The following is a 25924-nucleotide window of genomic DNA, read 5'->3' on the forward strand; positions in this document are numbered from 1 at the left end:
TCGAAGGGGCGAAATTATGTTGAACGGGAAGGAGGGAGCGTCCGTGGAGAACAGAATCGGAAAGAGCTATACGGCTCGCAAGTCGCTCTTCGCCAAGGGCCTGCGGGATGGTCGTCTCACGGTTCAGGAAATCGAGGAGGCCCTTCCCGCGGGGACGCTCACCGCGGCCGAGCGTTGGCTGTTGTACTACTCGCTCCGGGCCGCCCAGGTGGAGATCATCGACGAGGTCACCGGCCAGGTGGATCACGGCTTCATGACCGAACCTCCCTCGGTGCCCGCGGAGCATTAGCGGAACGTGGATCGCCGGCCCTCCTCGCTTTGACTCGGGTGGGGGGCTGGTTAGGTTCGGCGCATGAATGGCAATCCCCGAACAGACGAGCCGATCCAGGAGGCGCAGGAGGCGCGGCCTCAGGACGACGTGATTTCGCCCGAGGCGCCCGCCGCCGCGAGCGCCGCCGAGGTCGCGCGGTTGACGGCCGAGCTGGAAGCGGCCCGCCGCCGAGTGGACCAGCTGGCGCGCGCCTACCAGGAGCTGGAGAAGGATCGCGAGGAGTTCAAGCAGCGCCTCTCGCGCGAGCGCGAGCGCATGCTGGACGTGGAGCGAGGCAAGGTGGCCACCCAGTTGCTGGAAGCGGTGGACGAGCTGGACCTGTGCCTGTCCATGAGCGCCCCGGACGAGTCGAGTGGCCTGGCCAAGGGCGTGAAGCTCATCCGGGACGGGCTCCTGTCCAAGCTGCAGCAGTCGGGCGTCGAGCGGCTCCAGCTGGTGGGGCAGCCGTATGATCCCAACACGGCCGAGGCCACGGACATGGAGATCACCCCGAATCCCGAGGAGGATCAGCGGGTGGTGGCCGAGGCCCGGGCGGGCTACCGGTTCAAGGATCGGATCATCCGTCCGGCCCGGGTGAAGGTGGCCCGCTACATCCCTCCCGCGAGCGCCTGAGTCCCCTGCTAGGGTGGGTGGGGACCCTTCCCCGCCTCCCTTGAGAGAGAAGGTGGACCCGGGCGTCCCGGGAAGCCGGCGGGGAGGGTGGATGTTGCGCCCCTCGCCATGGCTCCTGTCCTGAATTCCCCTGTTTTCCGCCCGTGGGTTCGTCTGGCCGGGCTCTTCGTGTGGTTGCTCGCCCCGGCCGTGTGGGCCGAGCCGGATTCCCTCGATGCCTGGCTCACGGCCCGAGCGCGGGAGCACGCCGCCTGGACCGAGGATTCGGCCCGTTCATCCGGGGGAGCGCCGGGCCTGTGGCGGGAGTGGACCTCGAAGGAGCCGATGCTCCCGGGCTTCGTCCCCCCCAGTTCGCTGGCGCCGCTCATCCGCGCGGTGGAGGCGGGCGTGGTGAACATCAGCGTCACCGGGGAGGTGGGGCGGGGCGGGACGCGCTCGGCGAGCGGTTCGGGCTTCCTCCTCACCCCGGAGGGGCTGGTGGTGACGAACAACCACGTGGTGGCGCGGGGCAGTGAGGTGGCGAGCGAGATCGTGGTGCGCCTGTCGGACGGGCGCGAGTTCCAGGCCGAGGTGGTGGGACGGGACGCGTCCACGGACGTGGCGCTGCTGCGGCTGCTGGGGCGGGAGGTGCGGGGCCTGCCCGCCGTGTACCTGGGGGATTCGGACCAACTGGAGGTGGGCGACTGGGTGGTGGCCATCGGCAACCCCTTTGGCCTGGATCACTCGGTGTCCCACGGGATGATCTCCGCCAAGGAACGGGTCATTGGCGTGGGGCCCTTCGACGACTTCATCCAGACGGACGCCCTCATCAACCCAGGCAACTCCGGAGGGCCGCTCTTCAACATGCGGGGCGAGGTGGTGGGCGTGAACACGGCCATCATCAGCGAGGGTCAGGGCATCGGGTTCGCGGTGCCCAGCAACATGGTGAAGGATTTGCTGCCCAACCTGAGCAAGAACGGGCAGTTGCAGCGCGGCTGGCTGGGGGTGGTGGTCGACGAGCAGGCCCAGGCGGGCACTCGCGCAGCGGTGGTCACGCACGTGTACCCCCACAGCCCGGCGGAGCAGGCGGGCCTCCTCCCGGGGGATCTCCTGGTGGGCGTGAATGGCAAGCCCGTGGACTCCTTCCCGCAGCTCCTGCGCAAGGTGGCCATGCTGGTGCCGGAGACACAGGTGACGTTGTCGCTGGTGCGCGAGGGCACGGCGCGCGAGGTGCGGGTGAAGCTGACCGCGCGTCCGGTGCAGGAGGGGCTCTCGGCCTCTGGCAACCTGGGGGAGTTCGGGCTGGTGCTCCGGGACATCACTCCCGTGGTGGGGGCCACCCTGGGCCTGGAGCCCTACGCGGGCGTGCTCGTCTCCGGCGTGGTGCCGCGCTCGCCCGCGGCTCGGGAGGGCTTGCGGGCGGGGGACGTGGTGATCGAGGTCAACCGCAGCCGGGTGAGGGAGCTGAGGGCGGTCAAGGCGGCGCTGGAGAAGAGCACGGGGAGGACGCTCCTCTTGAGGGTCCAGCGCGGGGACGTGCAGCAGTACGTCGCGCTGGAGCCCTGAGCGGCGCGCTCCCGGCTACTTCCGGGGGGCCTTGTCGGCCGGTTCGTCCGCCAGCCACATGCCCAATGGCTTGCCCGTGCGCGCGTTGGACAGGAGCACGCCCTCCACCCGGCAGGACACCCCGTAGAGCTTGCCCCGGCCCTGGTTGCGCTCGAGCCCCCAGATGCCCTCGGGCGAGAAGACGATCTGCAGCCGCACCTGGTGATTGGAGAACAGGCGCATGAAGTCGGTGGCGTTCCATCCCACGGGGGTGGTGCCGGTGACGCGCACGGGCGGCACGAGCGGCTGATCCTCCGAACCCAATTGGCTCGGCGCACCCTGCGTCAAATGGTACGAGCCCCCCGGAAAGCTCGGGGTGACGAGGATGGTGTAGTTGCCGCTGCCTGGCTGGTACGGTCCCGGCTGCACCATGCTCGCCGCGCTCTCACCGACGATCATGTAGAGCTTCTTGCCCTCGTACTGCTTGCGGAACTCCTCCGCGGCGCCGCGGCAGCCCAGCCCGGAGAAGAAGCTCGAGCACTCCCCGATGTACTTGTCCAGGAAGGTCCCCAGGCTCCCCAGGGCCTCGGCCTGATCCCTTAACTGGGCGAAGCGGGAATCCACGTCCGCCAGGGCAAGCGTGGGCAGCAGCAGGGCGGCCAGGATGAGTCGTCGCACGAGGGGTTTCTCCTTGGGGAATGGTGGGGGTGGGCCATGGTGCCACTCCTGCGGGCCCCCCGCATCCGGGATGTCAGTACGTGGCGGTACGTGTCGGTATGTGGCGGTGGAGATTTTGACTACATGTCCTCACCATGTAGTTTCTCGACCACCTTCCACCCACCCCGGAGACACCCCGTTGGCCCAGGTTCAGGTTCGTGAGCGCCGCGCCCATCTGCGTTTCGACAAGGTCTTCACCATCTACCTCTCCACGCAGGGGGGGCTGAGCCGGGGGATTGGCCGCAACATCAGCCAGCAGGGCCTGTTCGTGGAGACGCGCGAGTCCATGTCGCTGGGCGAGCGGGTGAAGGTGACGTTCGCGGGCGAGGACGGCACGGAGATGACGTGCCTGTGCGAGGTGCGCTACCAGGTGGCGCTCTCGTATGGCCGCAAGGACGGGCGCGAGGGCAACAGCCGGGGCGTGGGCCTGCGCATCGTGGCCTACGAGGTCCAGGAAGACGCGCCCTTGCTGCTCGTGGCACGCGAGCGCGTCATGCACTGAGCGGCTCCGTCCGGACACGGAAGGACAAAAGACAAAGGGCACGGCCGCGTCGGGTGCGGACCGTGCCCTTCGTGTTTCACGCTACTGGGAGAAGCCCTCGAGCAGGTAGTGGGCCTCGATCCGCTTGAGCGCGAGGATCATCGCGGCGCAGCGCGGGTCCACTTCCTTGCCGATGCAGAACGGGCGGCTGTCGTGGGTGTCCGAGCGGCGCGACTGGTTGCGCGAGATGTCGCGGATGATGCGGTAGTTGCGCTTCATGGCGTGCTCGAGGCGCTGGTTGACCTCGGGCTCGCTCCAGCGCTCCATGCGCTTGTTCTGGATCCACTCGTAGTAGCTCACCGTCACACCGCCCGCGTTGGCGATGATGTCGGGGATCATGTCGATGCCGCGCTTCTGCAGGACGCGGTCGGCCTCGGGGGTGGTGGGGCCGTTGGCGCCCTCGGCCACGAGCTTCACCTTGAGGCGCTCGGCCACGTCGGCGGTGATCTCTCCGCCCAGGGCCGCGGGCAGGCAGATGTCGGCCTGCACCTCCCAGAAGTCCTTCTTGTCGATCTTCTGGGCCCCGGCGAAGCCGAGCACGCTGCGGCGCAGGTTCTTGGGATCGTTGACGTGGGCGAGCAGGGCGGTCACGTCGATGCCGTCGCCGTTGTAGATGGTGCCGTCGGCGTCGTTGACGGCGAGCAGGCGCGCGCCCATGCGCTGGAGGATGGCGGCGCCGTGGCTGCCCACGTTGCCGAAGCCCTGGAGGATGAAGCTCTTGCCCCGGAGGTTCTCGCCCTTCTCGGCGTAGTAGTCCTCGATGCAGAAGGCGACGCCCTGGCCGGTGGCGGCCGCGCGGCCCTCGGAGCCGCCGATGCGCACGTCCTTGCCGGTGACGATGCCGCGCATGCCATGGCGGTCGCGCTCACCGTCCGAGTACTGCCGGTACATGAGCGCCATGATGTCCCCGTTCGTCCCCACGTCGGGCGCGGGGATGTCGATGTTGGGGCCGATCATGCTCTTGAGCTTGTACATGAAGCGCAGGGTGATGTTCTCCAGCTCCTCCCGGCCGTACGCGCGCGGATCGATCTGGATGCCGCCCTTGCCTCCGCCGAAGGGCACCTCGGAGATGGCCGTCTTCCAGGTCATCTCCGCGGCGAGCGCCTTGAAGAGGTCCAGGGAGACCTCCCGGTGGTAGCGGATGCCGCCCTTGTAGGGGCCGCGCGCCTGGTTGTGCTGGACGCGGTAGGCCTTGAAGCGCTGGGACTCCCCGGGCACCAGCTGGTACACGTGGCCGTCGGGAAGGCGCAGGTGACCGCGGCGGATGGAGACGTCCGAGCCCAGCAGGGCGCGGCCATTGAGGATGATCTTCCCGTCGGCCAGGCGCTCCAGGCCCTCGGGGTTGCGCACCTGGGTGGGCTGCAGGTCCGAGAAGTCGCGCGCCTGTTCGGGGGTCAGCGGGACGAGCCGGTCCTTGAGCTTGGCGGTGACATAGAAGATGTGCTCGTAGTCGGGCTCCTCGAGCTCCAGACGGACGCGCTTGTCCAGCCCGATGAGGTCGGCGGCGCGATGGAAGATCTCCATCGCCTCCGTGTAGACGGTGCGCTTGGGCGTCGGGGCCGGAACGCGCATGAAGTTCTCTTCATTGGCCATGGGAAGAATCGCTCCTTGGGGTTGAGGCGATCGTGTTGGGAGAAGCACCGCCCTTATGCGCATAGGCGCTTTCGGGGGTCAATCGCCGCACCTTCGCCGTCAAAGTGTAAAGTCTGAATTGTTTCAAGTAGTTAGCCGACGCGGCGTGTCATGGAGAGGACGTTTTGAACTGCATGGAAGGGGGGCTGGGGGAGGGGGCGGGGAAGCAGGAGAAAAGAAGTGCTTGCGGTGGTGGGGAGCGCGTGGTACTTCGCGCTCACTTCCGGCGCTGGTGCGGAAGCGGCGGTGTTGGGCCGACATAGCTCAGGCGGTAGAGCAACTGATTCGTAATCAGTAGGTCCCCAGTTCAATTCTGGGTGTCGGCTCCAAAAGTTGTAGGAATATCAGGTACTTCGAGGGGTCGGACGAACATCGTCCGGCCCCTTGTTCTTTCCGTGATCCAACCTTGATCCACACCGGGGGGAGCACGTGAAGGGCGTAGACGGACAGGACGGAGGCCACCGCACCTGGGATGGCGGGTTCATCCGGAAGGATGAGCGGGGGCGGGACGTGTACGTCATCCGGCGGCAGCTCCACGGGAAGCGCTACGTGGTCAGTACGCGGGCGCACTCCCTCCGGGCAGCTCTACAGCACCTCGCGCGATTCGAGGCCGATCCGGAGGGCTACCGGCCGTCAGGAGAGCCGCACGAGGCACCGATCTACCTGGACGAGGCGCTTGCCCTGGAGTTCCTCACCTGGAGCCGGGACGTCCAGAAGAACACCCCGAAGTGGGTAGGCGAGCAGCGTCTCTATCTCGGCTGGTGGGGAGACCGGCTGGCGCGAGTGGATCTGCGCCGGGCTTCGCTCCGCGACCACATCTTGCCAGCGCTGCAAGGGGCCACGGCTCGCGGGCCGCGCATCGCTGTCCTCAAGAGGCTCTACAGCTACCTGCGCAAGGTGAAGCACGTCCTCTCCTCTGAAGAGGACCCCACTCAGGAGTTGATGGTCCCACAGGCAAGGCCCGAGCAGTGGACACGGGTAAAGGCCATCCCTCGCGAGGACTTCCTCCGGGTTCGCGATCACCTCACTGGCTCATGGCGGGACGGGATGGACGTGCTCGCGGGAACTGGATGGCACGTCACCGAGCTGGTCCGCTTTGTCCGTGCTGGCGTCATCGAGCTGCTCCCTGAATCCTTGGAGGGAGTCGCCGGGGTCCTGATCTGCCCGCGCACGAAGGGTGGAGAGTTGCTGCGGACTCCGGTGTCTTCAGCGGTGATGGAGGCAGCAGAACGTCTCCGCGAGCGCGGGACCTTCTCCGCGCAGAAGTTCGCCATGGCGATCAAGGCAGCATGCCGAGCGGCGGGGGTCGAGGAGTTCGGCCCCGGCCAATTCCGGCACAGCGTCGCGACATGGGCGGTGAACAAGGGCGCGTCGTTGGCGGCAGTGGCGGACTTCCTCAACCACAAGTCTCCGAGAACCACGGCGAAGTTCTACGCCGTCCACGCGACGCCTACGAAGGTCCCGACGCTGCTGTAGCTAGATCTTCAACCCGCGAATCTTCTCACCTATTGATTCACCTTCACTTCGCCGGACCCGAGGTGTCCTGATAGGGGGAGGAGTTATCCGCTGACGCTGTGGTCTGCGGAGTGGCGTGAGTCCCTCCGCGCAAACGCGGTCAACTTCGCTCGCGGGTATGCGCAGCCCTCCTCGGAAGGGGACAGCGCGAATATGGCCAGCGTCGATCATCTCCCGGAGCGTTGTGTTCCGGTCGATCCCGAAGCGACGTGCTGCTTCACGCATACTGAGCAGATGAGACGTGCTCTTCCGTTGTTGCTTCCTCTTCATGGGAGGGACTGCATCGCGTGAAAGTTCGCCAGCAACTTTCATCCCGGCGAACGTCGCCAGCGTCAGCATCCCTTCCGGCGTATCTTCCGGCTCGCGAAGCAGTTCTTCGATGGCATCACGCCTCGCCAGCAGGTGCAGCTTGAACTGATCCTGTAAGGTCGGCCCAGCTCCACAGCACGAGCATCGTTCGTCCAGCGAGCGCGGATCGAAGTACCCCACAGCATACGGCGAGACGTTTTCTCCGAAGTCATCGTAGTAACAGGCCCAACAAACCCAAGATCGTTGCTTCATCGTGTTCGGTGTCCACGCCGTTCACCCACGGCGTATGGGAAAGAGTTCGTGATGGGGCTCGGGTGTCGTGAGCCGAGAGATGACCTCGGGGGCTCGCTCATTGACCATTCAAGCCCCGGCCCTTCGATTCACAGCAGGGAGTACCAAGGCGTTCCGAGGGCAGCCCCCGCGCATTCCTCCGTTCCCCCTATAAGGGGGGGAACGGAAGGAACGCTGCGGATGGGTCCGCTGCCGACATTCTCGCGTTCCAGTGGGTTCCCGGAACGAAGAACGCACGTCCGGTCCTCTACTGCTCTTGATCGTTGTTCGCGGCGGGCCCATCCTTGGCGGCAAGCCCAGCCGGAGCATCATCCGCGAGGTCGATGACCTTCTTCTTCTTGTCTTCGATTATGCGCTTCGCATCGATCATCTGCCCGATGACTTTCCCTGTCTGCGTGCTGTTTCCCCCCACGGCACTCTTCAATGCGGTTCGGTTGGGGAAGAGTTGACCGCGTTCGCGTGCCTCCCTCAGTTTCTTCTCGATGCGCTCTCGAAGTTTAGTGTCCGGCTCTTCGCTGGGAGCAGCATCAACCGCCCATGCGGCGCCCTGCTCCGTGAATTTCAATGAGAGAGTCTGTGGCTCAATGGCAGGCCCGTCGCGTCTCTTGCGACACCTGAAGCTGATCTTGAGGGCCTGCGGGCTTCGATCCTTACAGGCCATGCTGTAAACCGCGTCCGCCATGCCCATGAGGCGACCAGCGCCGCGCCCATCTGACATCTCGGGCTCGACTCCTTCTTTGCTGGCACCCTTGGTTGGGTGATGGATGACGAGAAAAGCGGTTCCAGGGCATCGTTGCTTCAACTCCTTCAGCCCGTTCGTCACTTCCTTCATCTCGGTGTTGCTGCTCTCGTCCTTCTCGTGAAGGTCCGCGAACGGATCAAGGATGCAGAGGATGGAGTGCGTTCTCTCCACTTCCCGAGCGATCCAGTCTACCCACGACGGGACATCGAGACGTGCGTTCTCGGCGTGGAGAATGAAGATCTCCGCGTCCTCCATGCCCGCTCGTTCGTATCGCTCTGACAAATCGCCTTCATGGTGCTCCTCCTCAATGATGAGGACAGCACCCTTCTTGGTGCGGAACCGATCGAAGGCCGACTCGCCCCTGCCGACCGCGCGGGCAAGCTCGTTGGCCAGGTGGGTTTTCCCGCATCCGGGGGCGCCGATCAGAACTGCGATGCCCGGCGTGAGAAGACCGTCCACCACTGGTTCAGGTGGATCCCCGGCTTCCTCGATGAATTTCTTGATGGGGACTGCTTGTGGGCAGTGGCAGTCCGTTTCCGTTCCTTCGTGCCTGGTCGATGGGTACAACATCCCTTGGTTCCCTCCTTGGATACACGGGACACACGTTTCCCGTGAAGTTGAGAGCCGGGGCTGTTGTCGTGAAAGAACGCAGACCCGCAGATACAGGAGCGAAATACGCGAGTCAAAGTGGGGTCACTTGCTTCGGTCTTGCTTGCTCGTGTTCCTAGCCGGAGGGGCCGGAGCTTTGAGTGGGAAAGCGGTCTCCACCATTGCCAACGTGCTCGGAGCGAGGTTCACGGTGGGGTCACGTGCTCGGAGCGAGGTTCACGGTGGGGTCACGTGCTCGGAGCGAGGTTCACGGTGGGGTTACTTGCTCGGCATGGACCAGGGTGGGGTCACTTGCTTGGCACGGACCAGGGTGGGGTCACTTGCCGGGAGCGAGGTTCACGGTGGGGTCACTTGCTCGGCACGGACCAGGGTGGGGTCACTTGCCGGGAGCGAGGTTCACGGTGGGGTCACGTGCTCGGAGCGAGGTTCACGGTGGGGTCACTTGCCGGTCGTGGCCACCGGGGAAGGGTGACTCGCTCGACACCGGCCTCGGGGGGGACTCGCGGCGCGATCCCGGGCCTCGGTTGCCCCCACTCCGCGTCGGCAAGCGTGACGGCAGCAGCGTCACCACGGTGGAGGGCGGACACAACCAAGCGCGGGAGAAATAGATATTTCCCCCAGGACTCCGGCCTATAGTCGGCTCGAGTTTCGCGGCTCGCTCTTGCCCCTCCATCGCGTGGGACGGCGCACGGCAGACGAACAGACGTGCATTTCAAGGGAAGCCGTACTCGACTCTGCGTTCTTCGTTAGGGTGACATGAGTACGCGCCGATTGAGGTCGGGATTCTGCGCCATTTCGACAGCTAAAAGGATGCAACTATGCATCCCCGGACTCACGACCTAGATGCGGCACTTGATTGCTACTCCATTCCGCTCAATCACTCAGAAGAAGAGCTTTCTGAGGATTGTTGGGGCGTTTTCTCTCCATCAACACCAACCAGGTCGTGACCATCCCAAAACGGATAAATGCTTAGAATGGCTGGATGGTCATGCTTTTGCTCGTACTCAAGATGGAAGTCACGAGATGCTTTTTCGAGGAAGCTTTTCAGCTTGTCCATGATCTCATAGACATTACGGGCGCGTTGACTCGACTTTGTTGGTCGATAAAGCCAACGATTTTCAGCAGGGTCAAGCGAGAATTCTTTGCTGATTCTTAACAGCCCCCGGTACTCCGCATCCTTAGCTGCATCCTTGGTATCTTGATCACGAGCGATGCCCCAATCGCCACAGGCTTCGTACATGAATCCCCAACTAACAATCCAGGGAAGCTGTTCCAACGCGGTTCGCAACTCATCTAGGAATCTTTCAAACGTCGCCCACTCTTCTTTGACAGGGACCGCTGATTTTTTCTGACTATCAGCAGTCGTTGGAGATACGGCCTTTGATTTTCCTTCTGACGTTGCTGCGGTGGCGGATGGCGAAACCTTCGTCAGCCTTGCTGGAAGCCCCGAAAGAAATTCCCTTAACTTGGCATTAAATGTTCCACTTCCGTTTCGGTTGAACCAGCGCTCTTTGTTCAGATCGTCAGCGTCAAAGCGGTCGTACAATTCATGAAGCTTTTTCTCGTCTCCAACACGAATGCATTGGATTCCATCAAGGACACCCTCAAGCGTATTGAAATCGAGCGGCGGCACAAGAATAGGAACAAGTCGTTCCGACGCCCATGCTGCGCCTAACTCCGCCATCGCAAATGGTCGATCAAAATAAGTAGGAGTGACGACCGCAATCACGACCTTCGCCATGCGAATGGCAGAGCGAATTTCTGGATTAAAGTTACTACCTGCTCTGATCGGAGAGGTAGGCGAGGAGGTGTTGAAAATGTGTTCCTGGCCAATACCGATGCCTGCGGTCAGGAGCGTGTCAACGAAGTAGTTAACAAACTCCGCATCGGAAGCCGCATGACTGATGAATACTGAACGGTTTGGTATGCGCTTTGTGGTAGCTCGAGCCATGAGCGCATGAGACACGCTCAATGTTGGAGATGCAAGCCCCTCATTCGGTCCGCCTGTTCCGTCGCCATGGCTAGGCGCAGTTCCAGGAGGGGCTTGGGCCGCGCAACCTGCTGGAGCGCATCACGCTTCAGGCCCGCCTCGACAAAAGCCCCTGCCCTTCGAATCGCAGCAGAGGTTCATGTCGAGCACCGGCGGCGCAATCTCAGAAGCGAACTGCACGCGCCAGCAGTTCATGGGGACGAACCGGAGTTGGTGGGGCACCCGGGGCCTTCGTATTGCTGCCCCCCCTTAAAATGGAATGCCCTCATCATCGCATTGAGAGCAGCCGTTCTTTTCAGTGTCAGTACCGATTTCGGAGCGTGCAAGCAGGGCCCCACAGCGCCCACAGGCAGGGATCGAATACATCTCATTGCCACAGACAGCGCAGAACTGATCTCCCTCAAAGGGATGCCCGCACTTCTGGCAAGGATATTCCAGATCCTTGCCGCATTTACTGCAATAAGACGCGACGGATTCTTCGATAATGCGAGGCCCCTTGTAGTATTGGGTCCCGCGCTCCCCATACAGCCATTGCGCATCAGGGCAGAGGTGATTCACGCACAATGCGGTCGTAGGACGGGCCTGGGCCTGCTCGACAGGATTCGCTTCGAATCGTAACAGTGTCTGTCGAAACTCATCGGCGCTTTGAAAACGCTCCCCAGGCTTTGGATGGCAAGCTCGACGAATTGCCGTTCTCAGCACAGCAGGCACCTGTCGCAATTGCTCATCGAGCAGATCAGGTTTGACACGGAAATGGCCGGTCAGCATCTCAAACAAAACAACACCCGCTGAATACACATCCGTCCTGCTGTCAACCTTTTTCCCGGCTATTTGTTCTGGGGAGGCGTAATCTGCCGTTGCCGGTGACCGCCCATCGCCCGTTATTCTTGTCAGGCCCGGAGATGGCTCCAGTGCTACGCCAATTGAAAAGTCAATGAGGTAGCAATGTCCTGATGGAAGAACCAGAATGTTGCTGGGCTTTACATCGCGATGCACAATCTGCTGTTTATGCGCACAATCAAGCGCGCTGAGCACCTGCGCCATGTACTGCACGGCGCTACGTGGTTTGAGCCGGTGCTGAGTCTTGAGCAGACTCTCCAGATTGCTGCCATCGATAAACTGCAAGACGGTATATGGAATCGATGCATCTTGGGTTGTTGGGAGTTGGCCATTTGTAATCACATAAGGAATTGATGGGTGGGTCAGCTTGGCGAGGATTTGTGCCTCGCGCTCAAATCTTTTCCTGATGCCCGTGTTTTGCCTGCCGTGTGGATGGTCGCAAATCTTTATTGCTACTGTGCGCCCCAGGCTTCGTTGGGTTGCGCGAAACACATTGCCGGAGGCACCTGAACCCAGTCGTCCTTCGAGTACGAATCCACGCTTCTCGAAGTGTGAGACGTAGCCCGCAGGAATTTCCCCTGTAGATATGTCTGAGGACAACGAGGGAGCAGCCATCAAAATCCTCCTTCCGATCGGCGATGCACCCCGCACCGCCTGTAGCGCGAGGTATCACGGCGTGTCGCGCCCGCGAGTTTTCGGCACGGTGGGTCCACGATGGAGAGTTCCACTGGGGATCACTCTACGAGGGGCCGGGGCTTGGGTACGAGTTACCGAAGCTCTAGAGATCTTGAACGGGAGGCGGGTCCTCCTCCCGGCAGGTGCGGCGCACCTGGTTGTCCCTCCCGAGACTCCGTCCTACTCCTGCCGGATGCCATGGCCTGCTGACCTACCCAGTGGGACTGCTTCCCCTCCTCCGTACTTCCATGGTACGTGTCGGAGCACGTTTGAGGTAACCAATGGGAACATTCGTTCCTCTCACGCAAGCCGCAGCGCACAGGAGACCACATGATCGGAGCCAACAACCCGCCCACGGACACTGGGCCCTTCACTTTCGAGTCAGACGGGTTCCGCTACGAGGTGCTTCGCTCCCTCCTCGAACACGTGGACTACGACACCCTGTGGCTGGCGAGATGTAGGCCCTTGAATGAGAAGGTGCGCCGGAGGCTCGTTGTCCTGAAGCAAGTAGAAGTCCCGGAGGGGCGCGAGGGCCGGACCCGAGCAATCGAGGAAGTTCAGCTCGCCGAGCACCTTCATCACCCGAGGATCGGCCATGTTCTCCGGCTCGCCGAGTACCAGGGCTCGCCCTATGTGGTGCTGGAACACACAACAGGGGCATTCCTGGCCACGGTCATCGGCTCCGCACTGTTGCTGGAGCGGAAGCTCTCCCCGGCCCTCGCCGCATTTATCACCGCCGAGGTGGCCAACGCCCTCGACTACGCCCACCACTGCGAGGATGACCGAGGCCGCGAGCTTCACATCATCCACAGGGCCGTGAGCCCAATGACCATCCGCATCGGGAGCAACGGCCGGGTGAAGCTCACGAACTTCGGTGCCGCGTTCTCCGAGCTGTTGGGCCGCGTGCCCACGCCACCGAAGGTGCTCCGAGGGAACTTCGCCTACGCGGCTCCAGAGATCATTCGCTCCATCTCCGAAAAGGGCCGAGCCGGTCTTCTCTCTCCCAAGGGCATCGACAGCAGGGCGGACATCTTCTCGCTCGGGCTCGTGCTTCTGGAGATCATCGCAGGGAACCATCCGCTCGACCCTCTGGACACGCTGCCTTCCGATGTGTCCAGGCGCGCGCTCCGGCTCGTCTCGGGCGTGAAGGCCGAGCACTCCGCCTGGGCTTCCATCGAAGTGCTCGCGGATCGTCTCCTCCGCTTCGGGCCTGAAGACGTGGAACGCATCGCCCGGCAAGCCCCGGCCCCTCTGAAGCAGGTAGCTCACCGGGCTCTTCGGAGTAACCCTGCCGAGCGTTACCAATCGGCTGCTGAGATGCGTGATGACCTCCGCGCGTATCTACGCAGTCTCCGCCAGCCTTTCGGCGTCTCCGAGGCAGCGGCGGAGCTGGCCGACATCCTCAAGAAAGCATCCGCCCTCAAGCGGAAGGCGGCGCACCCTGTCGAGATTGGAGTCCTCCCGTGGCCGAAGGCGCTGAGCGTCCAGTAACCCCTGGACCGAGCAGGTTGATGACGAGCAGGCAGAACGAGAAGAAGAAACTGGTGGTCCACTTGGCCGCAGCCGTGCGTGAGGCTCGCAAGAAGGCTGAGCTGACTCAGGCTGATGTCGCGGATCGCGTTGGGCTCGTAACCGAGGTTTTCGGGCGGCTGGAGCGAGGACACCTACTCCCGAGCGTTACGACCTTTCGCAGGTTGTGTCGCGTGCTTCGCCTCGACGCGAACGTCGTCCTGGGACTCGACGCCGTGAAGGCACCTTTGCTGGAGGTGCCTGAAACCGAGGCCGATGATCCACCCGAACTGCGCCGACTGGTGAGAACGCTTCGTCGCATGGACGCTGCACAACTCGCAGTAGTTAGCAGCACCGCCAATGCGGTGATGAGACACACGGCACAACACCCAGATGATCAAGCCGAGTAGGCGGATGGCTCTACCTGGTTCAATCCTCGAAGGAGGATGCGAGTACGGTCAGAACCTTGCTGAGCACCTTCAAGCGCTTCGGCGACCATGTCCGGAGCTGATGGACGATGCGCCGCAGCTCCGGGGAGAGGCTTCCATCTGGGGGTGCTTCATCCACCGTGGCCGCGACCTGAGAAGGGCTCACTCCCATCAGCGCGTCGGACGAGATGCCCAAGACGATGCTGATTCGCCGCAGGCTCGGGACGGATGGCATCATGTCGCCACGTTCGATCCGTCCGTAGACACCTGGAACGAGACCGACCTTCTGAGCCACCTGAGCTTGAGTAAGTCCGAGGCGCTCTCGTGCAGCGCGAGCTACTTCCCCGAGGGAGCGCTGAAGTTCTTCGTCCATGGTGGCCGTCTACCACGATGGACGGGGGGCCGGGGCTTTCGGAGCGCAGCTCGTTCTTCACGAGGCTGGTAGGCTCGGCATTCTCGGAGGTGGTTCCGTGGGATTGGTCTACAGGCTGCCGGAAATCGGAGAGATGGTCGGGGGCTACCGCATCGTCGAGAAGCTCGGCAGCGGGAGCTACGGCTACGTCTACAAGGCCGAGCAGGCCGGATGCTTCTACGCCGTCAAGATCCTCCGGGGCCGCCTGTTGAATGATCGGGCCAAGCGCGAGATCGGCATCCTGAACCACATGGATCATCCTGACGTCGTCCGCTTCTTCGGATGCGGATACTGGCCGGATCCATTCGTCGGTCACCCCTACATCGTCATGGAGTTCGCCGGGGGCCGGACCCTGGAGACGTATGCCTCGGAGGAGAATCCCTCGGCTCGTAGGTCCGCGCGCATCGTGCTGGATATCGGCCTGACGCTCGGGGAAGTCCTCCGGCAAGGCGTCATGCACAGGGATCTCAAGCCCGATAACGTCATCATTCGGGATGGGAACGCGAGACCGCTGCTGATCGACTTCGGAGTGAGCACGCTCACGGGGCTCCCAGCCCCCACAAGTTCGCGCCTTCCGCCGGGAACCATCGAGTTTCGCGCGCCGGAGGCGTGGCGCTTCAGCAGGGAGAACGATTCCGGGAGCTACGACTACAGCCCAGCGGACGAGCTTTGGGCCCTTGGAGTGTCGTTCTATTGGCTGCTGACGGACATCCTTCCGTTCGGAGACCGGGAGGACGAAGAAGAGGGCGGGCTCGCAGAGCGCATCCTCCATCAGAGTCCTGTTGCACCGCACGTCCTCAATCCCCGCGTGCCGCGAGCGCTCTCCGACATCTGCATGCGGATGTTGGAGAAGGACCCGGCGGCACGTTACGAGAGCGTGGTCGAGTTCTGCGCGGCACTCGATGCGGCCATGGCCAACGCCGAGGCCGATGCAAGCTGGGACCTCCCGCTGTTCGAGCCGGACTCGCCCCACACCAGGACGACCGAGGAAGATCCCTCGCTGGTGGATGTGGACGACTCGAAGCGCTGGCTTCGACGTTGGCTGAAGAAAGAGCATCAGAGAGGCCGGAAGCCACCAAAGAAGGTTCCGGCTCTTGCTCCCCAGGCCATGGAGAAGGCCGGAGAAGCACCCGCGCCCGAGGCCGAAGTTGTCGCCGTCGTGCCGGAACAGCAAGCTCCCGTTGCTGCTGCTGTCCCTGTCTCAGAGATGGCTCCACCGGAGCCGGTTCCGCCTCCTGCATCCCAAGCCCCGGCCCCTTTCGAAGCGCCACGAGCGGCAGCAGCTCCGACCCGTCCGGTGTCGCGTCGTCGTTCTCGCTTCGCAGCAGCGGTGGGGTTCGCGGTTGTGGCGCTCGGCGCGTTCCTGTTCGCAACCTCGCTGCCCACTGGTTCTGGGTCGGCTCCACTCCACACGTCATCCGAGGCCGCTCCCACTCAACAAGCCGGGCCCGGTCGTGAAGTGGCGCAACCCGCGAAGCCGCTGGATCCTCCAAGCGGAGAAGGCGCCGAGCCCGCGATGGGTTCCATCTCTGCGCCCGTAATGATCACGATGCTTCGCAAAGACGACAGCAGCGAGAAGCTCCAGGAGAAGAAGACGAAGGTTCTCGGACGCGCGGGCAAGGCCCTTGGTTCAGCGGCCCTCTGTACGGCGCTGTCTGGCTGCCCAGCGCCGCAGGTCCGCCCGACCCCCGAGCCTGCTCCATGCCCGGCTGGTTCGGTCGAGGCCATGGCCGACAAGCTGGGCGTCCGCGTCGGGCAAAGCGTCAGCGCCTACCTCAATCTGGAAGGCAGCGCCCAAGTCATCACTGTTCACGAAGGCTCCGCCTCCGCCCAGTTGGGGCCCCGCCGAGTGGGTGAGTCAGGAGGCCGCATCTTCCTGTCCGGGACCCTCACTATTGGCGAGGGGCGCGTATACGGTCGGTTCACCGAAGCGCGCGACCTGTTGGGGGATGGGCAGCCGTTCCCGGTGTGCTTCGAGATGTCGGACGGCTTAAAGGGCGGCAGAGGCGCCATCATCCGAGAGGGAGGTGGAGGTCCGGGTTCTGCGCGGATCTACTCCACGGTGGACGTGTGGGCCGTCCGCAGCTTCGACTGAGAGCCGGAGAAGCGGACGGGAAGTGGAAGGACCGGGCCCGGACACAAGCGGGTCCGGAGACGTGATACAGGCGGGCACCGTTCCTGCCCTGGAGTGGGTGTCCCGTGTTTGCTTCATCGTCTGCTGCGTTGCTGATGCTGCTGCTTGTCGCGGGGAGTTCGGCCACCGCGAAGACGTGCCCTCCGCCAGGGGAGACGGAAGACCGCTGCATCGAGCTGACGGCGGACGGCACCAAAGAAGTTTCCGAGGTACAGATCAGCCCGGGACAGCCCTCCACCTTTATTTTCGACTCGGACTTACGAGCGGACGGGCTGACACTGGAAGGACGTGAGCGCTTCGAGGTCGCGGACCCTGGGAAGCGCACCCTGACGCTCGTTCCCTCCGAAGAGATACGCGGTGAGAAGCCCAGCAAAGTGACGGTGTGCTTCGCGGATGACGCGGCTCCTGCTTGCGCATCCTTCCGGCTGATCGTTCATCCCGCGATAGGGGAGCGGCACGTGAGGATCTTCCGTCATCCGCGTCCAGTGGAGTCCGTCCAAGCCGATTTGAAGAAGTCCTACGAGGAGAACGCGAGACTGCGCGCGGAGAACGATCGGCTGCGCGCGGAGCGGGACAGACCGGATGGACTCACTGGCCTGTTCGCTTCCGGCATGATGGACGAGAAGGGCATCCCCTGCTCGAAAGTCGATTTCATCCTCCGCCCCAAAGCGGCGCTGTCAGCGGGACGGGTCATCACTTGCCGGACTCCTGGGAGAATGCTCGTGCAGGTGGAGTTGAAGGCTCCGGATGGCGCGGCCCCCTGGATGACCCAAGGAGCGAAGCTCGTAGGTCCGAAGGGTGAAGAACTGGAGGGTTCCATCTGGCAGCCAAGGCCCCTTCTTCCAGGTCAACCGCTCACTCTCTACATCGAAGTGCAGACCGAGGACGTACAGACCGCTGGCCCCTTCGTCCTGAAACTCTGGGAGACAGATGGACCGCGTACAGTCACACTCGGCAACGTGACCTTCCCGGCTCTGACTGAGGGGCCGGGGCTTTGATGAGAGCCCCGCCCGCGTGCCTCGACGCGGCGGAGCTGCATCATCACGCAAGCCCCGGCCCCTCTACTTCAGCCCTCGGACTCCTCCGATTTCGGCCGTGCCTGATTCGGAAGTCCGCGCCCCTCAGAGAGGACGATCCTGCCTCCGGCGTTTGCCTCCTCGGGGTCATCTCCCGTCACGGCTCGGGTAATCTCCGCGATGACTCGCCGAGCACTCGCACGATTCGGAGCGTGGATCGCGACCTCCACCTCCACGTCGTCTTCGGTTTCGAGCGACGCGAACAGAACGATGTCCTCGGGCTTCTGCTTCTTCTTCGTGGCCACTTCTTTTCCCCCTCTTGAACTTCGGTGCTGCGTTGACTCGGACCCGTGCCTTATCGGCGGGGTCCGAAGTTGAATCCCGGCGGCGGAACAGATGAACCAGCCACCCGGCGCTCCAGAACTTCGAGTCGGCCTTCCAACCGCCCGATAGCGTTATTCGCGTTGACCTCTACGCTCATCACCTCGAAGGGCAGTGTCTCCGTCAGTTCCTTCAGGCGGCTTTCCAGTTCGGCCAGCCGATCCGTGATGGAGGGCCCGCCACCTCCGCCCATGGCGCGAAGCTCCGTCCACTCCCGGTGCAGAGCGCGGACACGTTCCGGTGGGATCCGCATCTCCCGAACGACATCAACGGGCGTGTCTCCCTCTTCGAAGCGGGTGAAAACCTCGGCAGCAAGTTCGGCGTCAGAGGTAGCCGGAGTGGCGTTGCCGCTCGTTGTCAGGGCCGGTCTCGTGACAGTCGGTGGCGTGCCGCTGGCTCCGGTTCTCTCGATGCCACGGGCTCTGTCACTGCCAGCGTCACCTGTCCCAACAGGCCGGACTGTCGGCGCGGTGACGGCGCTGGTGTCGGCAATCCCGGCACGAGCCCCGGACGCCTTGAGGGCGGCACGTCGTGCCGCGTACGCACAGACAGCAGCCACGTCTACAACGGTCGTCCCGCGTTCCTGGCGGGTCGGCACGCGCTTCTTCTCGATCCAGCGATACAGGGAGCGCACCGGAACCCCGGCAGCGGCAGCAGCCTCCGGGACTGGCAACCACTCAGGGGCAGGGGGCGTCCCTTCGGTGGGCGCCGTCATGGCTTCTCCCTGCCATCAAAGGGGCCGGGGCTTGAGGCGGGCGGCTCGCCCGTTCCCTCTGTCTCCTGGCCAGCCTCTTCCGCCCGTCGCCAGCGAGCTTCAAGCTGGGCCTTGAACTCGCGCAGTTCCCTGTCCCGGGCTTCCAGTTCGGCCGGAGACGGCTCTGGGACCCTGAAGAGGTCCGGACATGGAAAGAATGGAAAGAGGAAGCACGGGCCGAAAAAACCCCGCAATGCGGCTGCCAGGGCCTTCAAGGCCCTTTTCCAGTGAGCAACGGACATGGATGGATCCCCCCCTCGGGACGTGGCCGACTCGCGGTCAATCGGCGAGCAACCGAGTCCCATTCTACCCGAAAAAGCCACCCCGCACGAGAGGGGGCAGGGGAGCACGTCGAGCGGCCCGAGGGCACGGTGCGGCTCCAGGCTCCATGATCCACCTACGATCCACCTGTACGGCCAGTTCAGGCCATCCACGGCCAGCTCTTCCCTCTGGGGGAGCAGGGGCAGAGGTGGCCGGGAATGATTCGTAATCAGTAGGTCCCCAGTTCAATTCTGGGTGTCGGCTCCAAAGGACAAGGGCCGGTCACGCGAGTGACCGGCCCTTGTCCTTTTGTCCAGGCGGGGAGTCAGGTCTCAACGCCCGGTCGCGCCGCTTCCGGAGGTGCGCCGTGTCCACCCGTCTTGCCAGCCCACGCATCCCTCGCGCTCGGCTGTACCCCCTGCTGCGCGGTTGGTTTCTCATCTGCCTGTTCCTCCAGGCCGCATGCGCCACGGGCGTTCCTCGGAGTGGCCCGCGTGTGGGGGCGTCCTACCGGCCACCCACATTCCGTTTCCATGAGGACGCCCGGCCTTCTTCGGCTGAGTCGGAGGCCGAGGAGGGAGAGGCCGCGGACGAGCGGGTCCGCCTCTCCCTGCCTACCCGATTCGGGGCCGTGCAGGTGAGCGACTTTGAACTCAACGAAGCCCTGGCCACCCTGGTGCTGAACATGCCGCTGCGGGTGGCTGGCTCCCACTTCCCGCTCTACCTCCATCGGAAGCTGGCGCTGGCCTCCGCCCCGCTCTCGGGCGAGGCGTGGCGCACGCCCCTGGCGCGCTCCTACGGGAGCTTCTGCGAGCGGCAAGGCACGCCGGGCGACTGCCTCGAGTTGTTTAAGGACGGGCCGGGCCTGGATGGCGAGGACAAGCGCGACCTCGCCCTGGCGCTCTCCGTGAATGCGGCACTGGAGGCCCGGGACGCGGAGCTGCGCGGCATGTTCTCCACGACGCAGCTGTGGACGGCGCTGAGCCTCACCATCATTGGATATCTCGCCTTGGTCGCGGCACCCGAGCCCGTTTCTAAAGGCGTCGCCGCGGCACTGGCCGTGCTCATGTGGGGCTACCTGGGCTGGGAACTCTTCGACCTGGTGCGAGCCTACTTCCAACTCTGGGAAGAGGCGGCGGAGGCCAGCACGTTCGCGGAGCTGCGCGAGGCGGGAGACCGCTTCGGCAAGGTCATCGGGCCCAACAGCGTGCGGATTCTCCTCCTGCTGGGCACGGCGGCGGTGGGGGAGACGGCGGCGCTCGTGTCCAAGGCCCCGAAGCTACCGGGCTTCGCGAAAGCCGCCGATGCGCTCAAGTCTCATGCCGGCATCCGAGACGTGCTGACGGCCGTGCAGGAAGCGGACAAGGTGAAGGTCGCCGTGGCCGAGGGCACCTTCAGTGTCGTCCTGCCCGCCAACGTCTTGAGCATGGCCGCGAGGGGCGCTCCCGCTCGTGCGGACCCGCCGAAGAAGAAGCCGGAGGTGCACCACACAGCAATGTCGGGCCGCGCTCGTCGATGAACTCCGAAGGCTGGCGCAGGAACTCACCGACAAGGACTCCACGATTTACAAGATCCTCACCCAAGGCGCTCCGCGTTAAGAACTGGCACTATGTCGAAGCGGTACTTCAGGCTCAATGATGACGTCTACCTCCCCAGACGCTGGGACCTGGACACCCCCATGGATGCTCGGGGCCGGAAGCTGAACGACTGGCTGTTCAGGGCGGGGAAGCCAGTCTCTGTCGAGGGGAGACTCAGAATCCCCATCGGTGCTGGAGACGGAACGGTTCTGGATTTCACCGAGGCGGGCATCGCGGTCCCCGTTGTCAGCGCCAGAGCCGCATCCATCTTCGCCGAGATGGTTCCCAGCGACGTACAGCTCATCTCGGTGGATGTCGAAGCGCACGCCGAGCTGTTCTACATCCTGGTTTGCACGCGCGTGGTGAGGTGCATCGACGGTATTGGAAGCCGGAGGACGAGCGCCCGGAGATGACGGGAGCCTACCGGGTCGTGCATGCCATGCGGATCGATCCCACGAAGGTGGGGGATGCCCAGGTGTTTCGCACCTGGGGCTATGAGGGCGCTCTCATTGTCTCCGAGGACGTCAAGCAGGCACTGGATCGCGTGGGCGCCACGGGCACCCGGTTCACGGAGGTTACCGGCGTGGCCGCCAATACTCCGGAGGAGCGCGAGCGGACCCGGAAGAGCCGCGAGCTGTTCGAGCGGGCGGACACCGCTCGTGAAACGGCTTGGTGCACCTTGGGATCGCTGGACAGGGAGGTCTTCATGCCCATCGCCATGAGCGGCTCGTGGCCAGGTCACCGGCAGCTCTGGCGCGTCATCCGCCGCGAGGAAGGGCGTACGCTGCTCGTTACCCACGGGCTCTCGGACCCCTTCATCGAGCACCTGGAGCCCTCCGTGGGCTTCGGTCTGGAACTCGCCCTGGAAGTGGACGCGGCCGTGAAGGACATCTCGAAGGGGTGGCCCCTGATGCTGCTGGACCGTGTGGCGGATGAAGTCGCCGAGCACGAGCACGTGCGCGAGAGCGTGAAGGCGGGCCTCTTCTCCATGGAGGTGTCCGGAAAGGGCATGCCCAAGTCCCTCGTCACCGAGGAGGGCAGGGTGGCCGTGCTGCTGGGCGTGGAGTCACGCTCGCTGCCGAGTCACTTCTCCACCCCGTATGGGAAGGTGAAGCTCGTTACCGTCAAGGCGTTGCTACCATCGGAGTTGGCGTACCTGCTGGAGCACGGCGCGGAGGGCCAGGCCGAGCTGGCGCGGCGCTTCGTGGAAAGAGGCGAGGAGCACCTGTCGCGTCCCAGAAGGAAGCCCGTGGCGTAGCACGGGCGGCGGTAGTTTCGGGCGGGTGATGCTGCGCGCCCCTTGAGGGCCAAAGTGACTACTCGAAAGAAAGCGTGGAGCCGCCGCTCAGATCCTGAGAGAGGACCGTGGGCCGCCCGGAGATGCGCAGGTCCGCGCCACCCGAGGCCGTCACGCGCAGTGAGTCCGAGACCCGCATCACCGTGGAGCAACCTCCGCTGGAGTTGAGCGTGGCTTCGCGGACGGCGAGCTCGCGCGCCTGGAGCGTGCTGCCCCCCGACAGGGTGCTCGTCACGCGGGATGCGCTCCCCGCCAGCGTCACGTCGGCGCCTCCGCTCACATCCATCGACAGGGAGTCCGTGTCGAGCCCTCCGATGCGCACCGTCCCGCCTCCGCTCGCCGCGAGCGCGAAGGACTCCGCCGTGATGCTCCCACTCACGTCCACCGTTCCACCCCCCGAGCGTGACAGCGCCTCCAGGCTCGGAACCGTCACCTCCACGCGCAGCGGGTTGGCCGAGCTCCAGTGCATGAGCTCCGTCTTCGGGAAGTAGACGTGCAGCGTCTTGCCGCCCTCCACCTCCGTCAGCAGCCTCGCCAGCAGGTTGTCATCCCCCACCACGCGCACCGCCCTTGGCCGTGCCGCGTCCACCAACACGATGACGTCGATGCCGTCGTTCACCTCGAGCGCCACGAAGTCAGCCGTCTGCCGCTCCTCCTGCACCAGGTTCCCGTTCCCCCTCAAGTCCAGCCCGAGCCCACACCCGGTCGACGCCACCACCAGCAGCGACAGTCCCACCCACAGCCCACGCGACTTCCTGTTCATGTCCTGGCTCCCTCGATACCGGCCCGGCCACCGGCTTCGGGCGCTTGAACACCGCGGGACCAGGAAACTGTCACCCGAATGCGTTGGGTGTTCATCGCGGTGCGCTTGTCCAGCAACTCCGCGTGTTTCTCGGGCTCTCATACGCATTGAGTGATTCGAGCGTCTCGTGCCTTGGCCCTTGGCAGGGAAACAGTCCGCCCAGTAGCGTCCCGCGAATGCACTGGCATTTGCACTCGAAGAGCGCGGCCATGCTGAGCGTGATGCTCGCGACCTCCGGACTCGTCGGGGTCGACGCGCACGCCCAGCAATGCAGTCCCGAGACTCCTCCGACGGTCGAGCCTCCCAACGACCGGATGAGCGACACACGGCTCTTGCGGCGCATCGTGCTCGGGCTCACCGGGACCACGCCGACCCTCGATCAGTACGAAGCGATGGCGGCCGCGGCCACGCCTGACGCGCGAGAAGCGCTCCTGCGGTCGACGCTCGATAACGCGCTCGCCTCGCCGAAGTTCTACGAGCGGATGCTGCGCTTCGGACACGAGTGGATCGCGGTGGGCGCGTACACCACCGGCGCTTCCGGCGACGCGTACCAGGGCGACCTGTCCGGCCACCTCTTCAAGTGCCCCGCGAACAGCCTGCACCCGGGCGCGTACTACCACGTGAACGAGTTCGCGGATCCGGTCAAGCAATGCAAGGACCTGGACGTGGACGGCAATCCCGCGGTGCCCGCGGTGAACTCGGTCGAGCCCTGGTGGGCGCCGGGCACGCGGGTCGAGGTGCTCGGGAAGGCTGGCTCCAACGTCACCCAGGTCCTCGACGCCAAGGGGCAGACGCTCGACTGTGGCATCGCGAGCGGTGGCTACTACGATCCCATGCTGCCCGCCGGGTGCGGCTGCGGACCGAACCTGGTGTGGTGCGCACCGCTCTCCGGCCTGGGGAGCGCGAGCAACCACGACCTCGGCGTTCAACGACGCCATCCGTACGAGGAGCCCGCGCGCTTGTTCGCGCACCTCGCGTGGCACGACCGGCCACTCTCGGATCTCGTCATCGGCAACTACTCGGTCGGAACCAACTGGCTGCGCGCGCTGTACGTGCGCTTCGGCCGGCAGATGGGCAGCAACGCGGTGGACGCGAACACGACGTGGTGGCGCCCGGACGCGGACAACGGACCTCGCGACCCGCTCCACCCGACGCCGAATGATCCGCAGGCGTGGCGTGAGTTCGTGGTCGAGGACCTGGAGCCCTTCCACCTCGCTCTCACTGGCAACCGAGCGCGCTCCGGCGGTCTCGAGCGCACGTACCAGTTCGATCCCCGCACCACGCTCGAAGCGCCGAAGGGCCTTCCCGCCGCCGGGGTGCTCACCATGATCGGCGCGATGTCCTCGTTCCCGCGCGAGCGCGTCCGAGCGGCGCGCTTCCTCGAGATCTTCGCCTGTCAGAACTTCTCGCCGCCTCCCGCGGACGTGCATTTCCCTCCGTACGAGACCGATCCCGCGACCGGTGGAACGTGCCTGCACTGCCACAAGACGCTCGATCCCGCGGCGATCTCGTTCAAGCGGTGGGATTTCAGTCCGTTCCAGAGCTACTACGTCCCGTGGCCCTTCATGCCGGGCATGGGCCGCAACCGCGTCACGAAGGAGTGGTTGTCCGGGCAGTATCCGCACAACGGCTCATCGCCGGGCTATCGGTGGAGGAACGCGTTCCTTCCCAACACCGTGTTGACCCCGGTCACCCCCGAGCAGATCGCGGCCAATCCGGAAGCGGTGCTGCTCGACACGATGCCCGATACGTACACGCTGCTCGGTGAGCACGGCGACGGCACGATGGGTCCGCTCGGGTTTGGAAAGATCCTGGTCCGCTCCGGCGAGTTCGATCGCTGCGCCTCGCGCAAGCTCTACTCGATGTTCATCGGCCGTGAGCTGAATCCGGCCTCCGAGAAGCACTTCATCGACAAGCTCGCGAAGGAGTTCGTCGCCCGCGACCGCAAGCTCCGGCCCTTCATCCGCTACCTCTTCGAACAGCCCGAACTGCGGAGGGGCCTGTGATGAGCACGCCGCGTTCGATGCTGAGAGCCGCCACGCTGACCGTACTCGCGCTCACCGCTGTTGCCTGCTCCGAGACGAAGGTAGACGGTGGCGAGAGCTGCGCACCTTCGAGCAGGAACGATGAGATCCGGCTCGGGCTCGCGCCCGCGTGCGAGGGCTGCCACCTCACGGGCAACAAGCCGTTCTTCGCCTCGCTCACCGCGTTCGAGAACGGGCTCGTGTACGACGAGCGGTATGTGAAGCGCGGAGATCCCGAGAACAGCCCGCTGATCCAGCTGCTCAAGGGGACCGCGGCTGGAAGCTACCCCCAGATGCCGCCGGGTCAGCCTTACGACGAGCTCGTCGCCAACGGCCACGTCACGTTGACCACCGAGCAGGTGGAGGCCTGGATTCGCGAGCTGCCTCCTCCTCCCGAGCGGCTGGAGACTCCGGATCCGGAAGCGTTCACCGTCCGCCGACTCTCCGCCGAGGAGATGGTCGTGAGCTTGATGGAGCAGCTCGGGCTCACGCTCGAGGACTTCGTCAGCACCAGCGATCCCAACTGGCGCTCCAGGCCGTATGTGGTGAATGGCGGAAAGTTCTTCCTGTGGCCCGGTGACTGGGCGCCCGGCATCTCGGGCGAGTACGTCTCCGACTCACGCAGCGTCGAGCGGTTCGATGGGCTCGGAGGCGGCAATTCGCTCGTGTACCGCAAGCGGGACGTGAGCTTCGGTCCCTCCGCCGCGCAGACGCTGGTTCAGATGTCGCAGGCATGGTGCGCGCGCGCGGTGGACAAGAAGAGCAATCCGGCGGTGTTGCGCTACGTGACGCTCGCCGACACCTCCGCGAGCAGCCCGGACGCGGTCCAGAAGAACCTGCGCTCGCTCTACCTGCGCATGCTCGGACAGCCGCCTTCGGATGCGGAAGCGAAGGAGTTGTACGAACAAGTCTATGTACCGCTCGAAGCGCGGAGCACGCGCCTCGCCTGGATCGGCGTCTGTGCGGCGCTCATCCGTCACCCGCTGTGGATCACCTACTGA

The 25924-nt window shown here is 64.4% G+C and carries 23 protein-coding genes, 1 tRNA gene and 1 pseudogene; 15 read left to right on the plus strand and 10 right to left on the minus strand.

Going from position 1 to position 25924, the window contains the following annotated elements; translation table 11 throughout:
* Positions 1–43 precede the first annotated feature (43 nt).
* The 3 genes from MEBOL_RS30955 to MEBOL_RS30965 all read left to right on the plus strand — a co-directional run bounded on the left by MEBOL_RS30955 (position 44) and on the right by MEBOL_RS30965 (position 2488).
* Complete coding sequence (locus tag MEBOL_RS30955; RefSeq protein ID WP_095983108.1) at positions 44–289, plus strand: RNA polymerase sigma factor region1.1 domain-containing protein; 246 nt, start codon at positions 44–46, stop codon at positions 287–289.
* A 63-nt stretch (positions 290–352) separates the two neighbouring features.
* Positions 353–943, plus strand: coding sequence for a nucleotide exchange factor GrpE (locus MEBOL_RS30960; RefSeq protein ID WP_095980815.1), 591 nt, complete (start codon positions 353–355; stop codon positions 941–943).
* Between the two features lie 108 nt (positions 944–1051).
* Positions 1052–2488, plus strand: a complete 1437-nt coding sequence (locus MEBOL_RS30965) for a trypsin-like peptidase domain-containing protein (protein WP_095980816.1) — start codon at positions 1052–1054, stop codon at positions 2486–2488.
* 15 nt (positions 2489–2503) lie between these two features.
* Here the strand turns inward: MEBOL_RS30965 and MEBOL_RS30970 are convergent, their stop codons facing one another.
* Entirely contained in the window at positions 2504–3145 is a 642-nt protein-coding gene (locus tag MEBOL_RS30970; RefSeq protein WP_095980817.1) for a DUF6066 family protein, read from the minus strand.
* Positions 3146–3323: 178 nt separating this feature from the next.
* Between MEBOL_RS30970 and MEBOL_RS30975 the strand changes: the two genes are divergently transcribed.
* Positions 3324–3686 carry a PilZ domain-containing protein gene (locus tag MEBOL_RS30975; protein ID WP_095980818.1) on the plus strand — a complete coding sequence of 121 codons (363 nt, stop codon included), beginning with the start codon at positions 3324–3326 and terminating at the stop codon, positions 3684–3686.
* An 81-nt stretch (positions 3687–3767) separates the two neighbouring features.
* On the opposite strand, the gene MEBOL_RS30980 is transcribed toward MEBOL_RS30975, so the two are convergent.
* Positions 3768–5318, minus strand: coding sequence for a Glu/Leu/Phe/Val family dehydrogenase (locus MEBOL_RS30980; RefSeq protein ID WP_095980819.1), 1551 nt, complete (start codon positions 5316–5318; stop codon positions 3768–3770).
* A 292-nt stretch (positions 5319–5610) separates the two neighbouring features.
* Here MEBOL_RS30980 and MEBOL_RS30985 point away from each other — a divergent pair.
* Positions 5611–5686 (plus strand) — tRNA-Thr (locus tag MEBOL_RS30985).
* Between the two features lie 181 nt (positions 5687–5867).
* The gene (locus tag MEBOL_RS30990) at positions 5868–6833 is read left to right on the plus strand and encodes a tyrosine-type recombinase/integrase (protein ID WP_157823771.1); all 966 of its coding nucleotides are present in this window, start codon (positions 5868–5870) and stop codon (positions 6831–6833) included.
* On the opposite strand, the gene MEBOL_RS30995 is transcribed toward MEBOL_RS30990, so the two are convergent.
* The 4 genes from MEBOL_RS30995 to MEBOL_RS31010 all read right to left on the minus strand — a co-directional run bounded on the left by MEBOL_RS30995 (position 6834) and on the right by MEBOL_RS31010 (position 12268).
* Positions 6834–7433, minus strand: coding sequence for a helix-turn-helix domain-containing protein (locus MEBOL_RS30995; RefSeq protein ID WP_095980821.1), 600 nt, complete (start codon positions 7431–7433; stop codon positions 6834–6836).
* Between the two features lie 286 nt (positions 7434–7719).
* Complete coding sequence (locus MEBOL_RS31000) at positions 7720–8784, minus strand: AAA family ATPase (RefSeq protein ID WP_095980822.1); 1065 nt, start codon at positions 8782–8784, stop codon at positions 7720–7722.
* Positions 8785–9700: 916 nt separating this feature from the next.
* Positions 9701–10774: a toll/interleukin-1 receptor domain-containing protein gene (locus tag MEBOL_RS31005; protein WP_157823772.1), complete on the minus strand. Its 1074-nt coding sequence runs from the start codon at positions 10772–10774 to the stop codon at positions 9701–9703.
* Between the two features lie 288 nt (positions 10775–11062).
* Positions 11063–12268: a serine/threonine protein kinase gene (locus MEBOL_RS31010; RefSeq protein ID WP_095980824.1), complete on the minus strand. Its 1206-nt coding sequence runs from the start codon at positions 12266–12268 to the stop codon at positions 11063–11065.
* Between the two features lie 390 nt (positions 12269–12658).
* Here MEBOL_RS31010 and MEBOL_RS31015 point away from each other — a divergent pair, with 390 nt between their 5' ends.
* Both MEBOL_RS31015 and MEBOL_RS31020 read left to right on the plus strand, forming a co-directional pair.
* Positions 12659–13819 carry a serine/threonine-protein kinase gene (locus tag MEBOL_RS31015; RefSeq protein WP_095980825.1) on the plus strand — a complete coding sequence of 387 codons (1161 nt, stop codon included), beginning with the start codon at positions 12659–12661 and terminating at the stop codon, positions 13817–13819.
* 20 nt (positions 13820–13839) lie between these two features.
* On the plus strand, positions 13840–14247 hold the full coding sequence (locus MEBOL_RS31020; RefSeq protein ID WP_095980826.1) for a helix-turn-helix transcriptional regulator: 408 nt from the start codon (positions 13840–13842) through the stop codon (positions 14245–14247).
* Between the two features lie 19 nt (positions 14248–14266).
* On the opposite strand, the gene MEBOL_RS31025 is transcribed toward MEBOL_RS31020, so the two are convergent.
* Positions 14267–14638, minus strand: a complete 372-nt coding sequence (locus MEBOL_RS31025; protein WP_043391324.1) for a helix-turn-helix domain-containing protein — start codon at positions 14636–14638, stop codon at positions 14267–14269.
* A gap of 97 nt (positions 14639–14735) precedes the next feature.
* Here MEBOL_RS31025 and MEBOL_RS31030 point away from each other — a divergent pair, with 97 nt between their 5' ends.
* A complete protein-coding gene (locus MEBOL_RS31030; protein ID WP_157823773.1) occupies positions 14736–16772 on the plus strand; it encodes a serine/threonine-protein kinase in 2037 nt (678 codons plus the stop codon).
* A gap of 104 nt (positions 16773–16876) precedes the next feature.
* Positions 16877–17809 (plus strand): DUF2381 family protein, encoded by a 933-nt coding sequence (locus tag MEBOL_RS31035; RefSeq protein WP_170115622.1) that lies wholly within the window; start codon positions 16877–16879, stop codon positions 17807–17809.
* Between the two features lie 68 nt (positions 17810–17877).
* Here the strand turns inward: MEBOL_RS31035 and MEBOL_RS31040 are convergent, their stop codons facing one another.
* Together MEBOL_RS31040 and MEBOL_RS41490 are read right to left on the minus strand one after the other, a co-directional pair.
* Positions 17878–18132, minus strand: a complete 255-nt coding sequence (locus MEBOL_RS31040) for a hypothetical protein (protein WP_095980829.1) — start codon at positions 18130–18132, stop codon at positions 17878–17880.
* A 50-nt stretch (positions 18133–18182) separates the two neighbouring features.
* Positions 18183–18923 carry a helix-turn-helix domain-containing protein gene (locus MEBOL_RS41490; protein WP_157823774.1) on the minus strand — a complete coding sequence of 247 codons (741 nt, stop codon included), beginning with the start codon at positions 18921–18923 and terminating at the stop codon, positions 18183–18185.
* Positions 18924–19590: 667 nt separating this feature from the next.
* Here MEBOL_RS41490 and sitA5 point away from each other — a divergent pair.
* From sitA5 to MEBOL_RS43970, 3 genes and pseudogenes are all read left to right on the plus strand, one after another.
* A pseudogene (sitA5, locus tag MEBOL_RS31045) lies at positions 19591–20718 on the plus strand (SitA5 family polymorphic toxin); the annotation flags it as partial.
* 114 nt (positions 20719–20832) lie between these two features.
* Positions 20833–21213: a hypothetical protein gene (locus MEBOL_RS43290; protein ID WP_342747682.1), complete on the plus strand. Its 381-nt coding sequence runs from the start codon at positions 20833–20835 to the stop codon at positions 21211–21213.
* Complete coding sequence (locus MEBOL_RS43970) at positions 21210–22058, plus strand: suppressor of fused domain protein (protein WP_342747683.1); 849 nt, start codon at positions 21210–21212, stop codon at positions 22056–22058. The genes MEBOL_RS43290 and MEBOL_RS43970 overlap by 4 nt, the downstream gene beginning before the upstream one ends.
* Positions 22059–22116: 58 nt before the next feature.
* Here MEBOL_RS43970 and MEBOL_RS31055 read toward each other — a convergent pair whose 3' ends face one another.
* On the minus strand, positions 22117–22860 hold the full coding sequence (locus MEBOL_RS31055) for a head GIN domain-containing protein (RefSeq protein ID WP_095980831.1): 744 nt from the start codon (positions 22858–22860) through the stop codon (positions 22117–22119).
* Between the two features lie 215 nt (positions 22861–23075).
* On the opposite strand from MEBOL_RS31055, the gene MEBOL_RS31060 reads away from it, so the two are divergent.
* A complete protein-coding gene (locus tag MEBOL_RS31060) occupies positions 23076–24905 on the plus strand; it encodes a DUF1549 domain-containing protein (protein ID WP_095980832.1) in 1830 nt (609 codons plus the stop codon).
* Complete coding sequence (locus MEBOL_RS31065) at positions 24905–25924, plus strand: hypothetical protein (RefSeq protein ID WP_095980833.1); 1020 nt, start codon at positions 24905–24907, stop codon at positions 25922–25924. Before MEBOL_RS31060 ends, MEBOL_RS31065 begins: the two co-directional genes overlap by 1 nt.

The organism is Melittangium boletus DSM 14713, assembly GCF_002305855.1.
GTDB lineage: Bacteria > Myxococcota > Myxococcia > Myxococcales > Myxococcaceae > Cystobacter > Cystobacter boletus.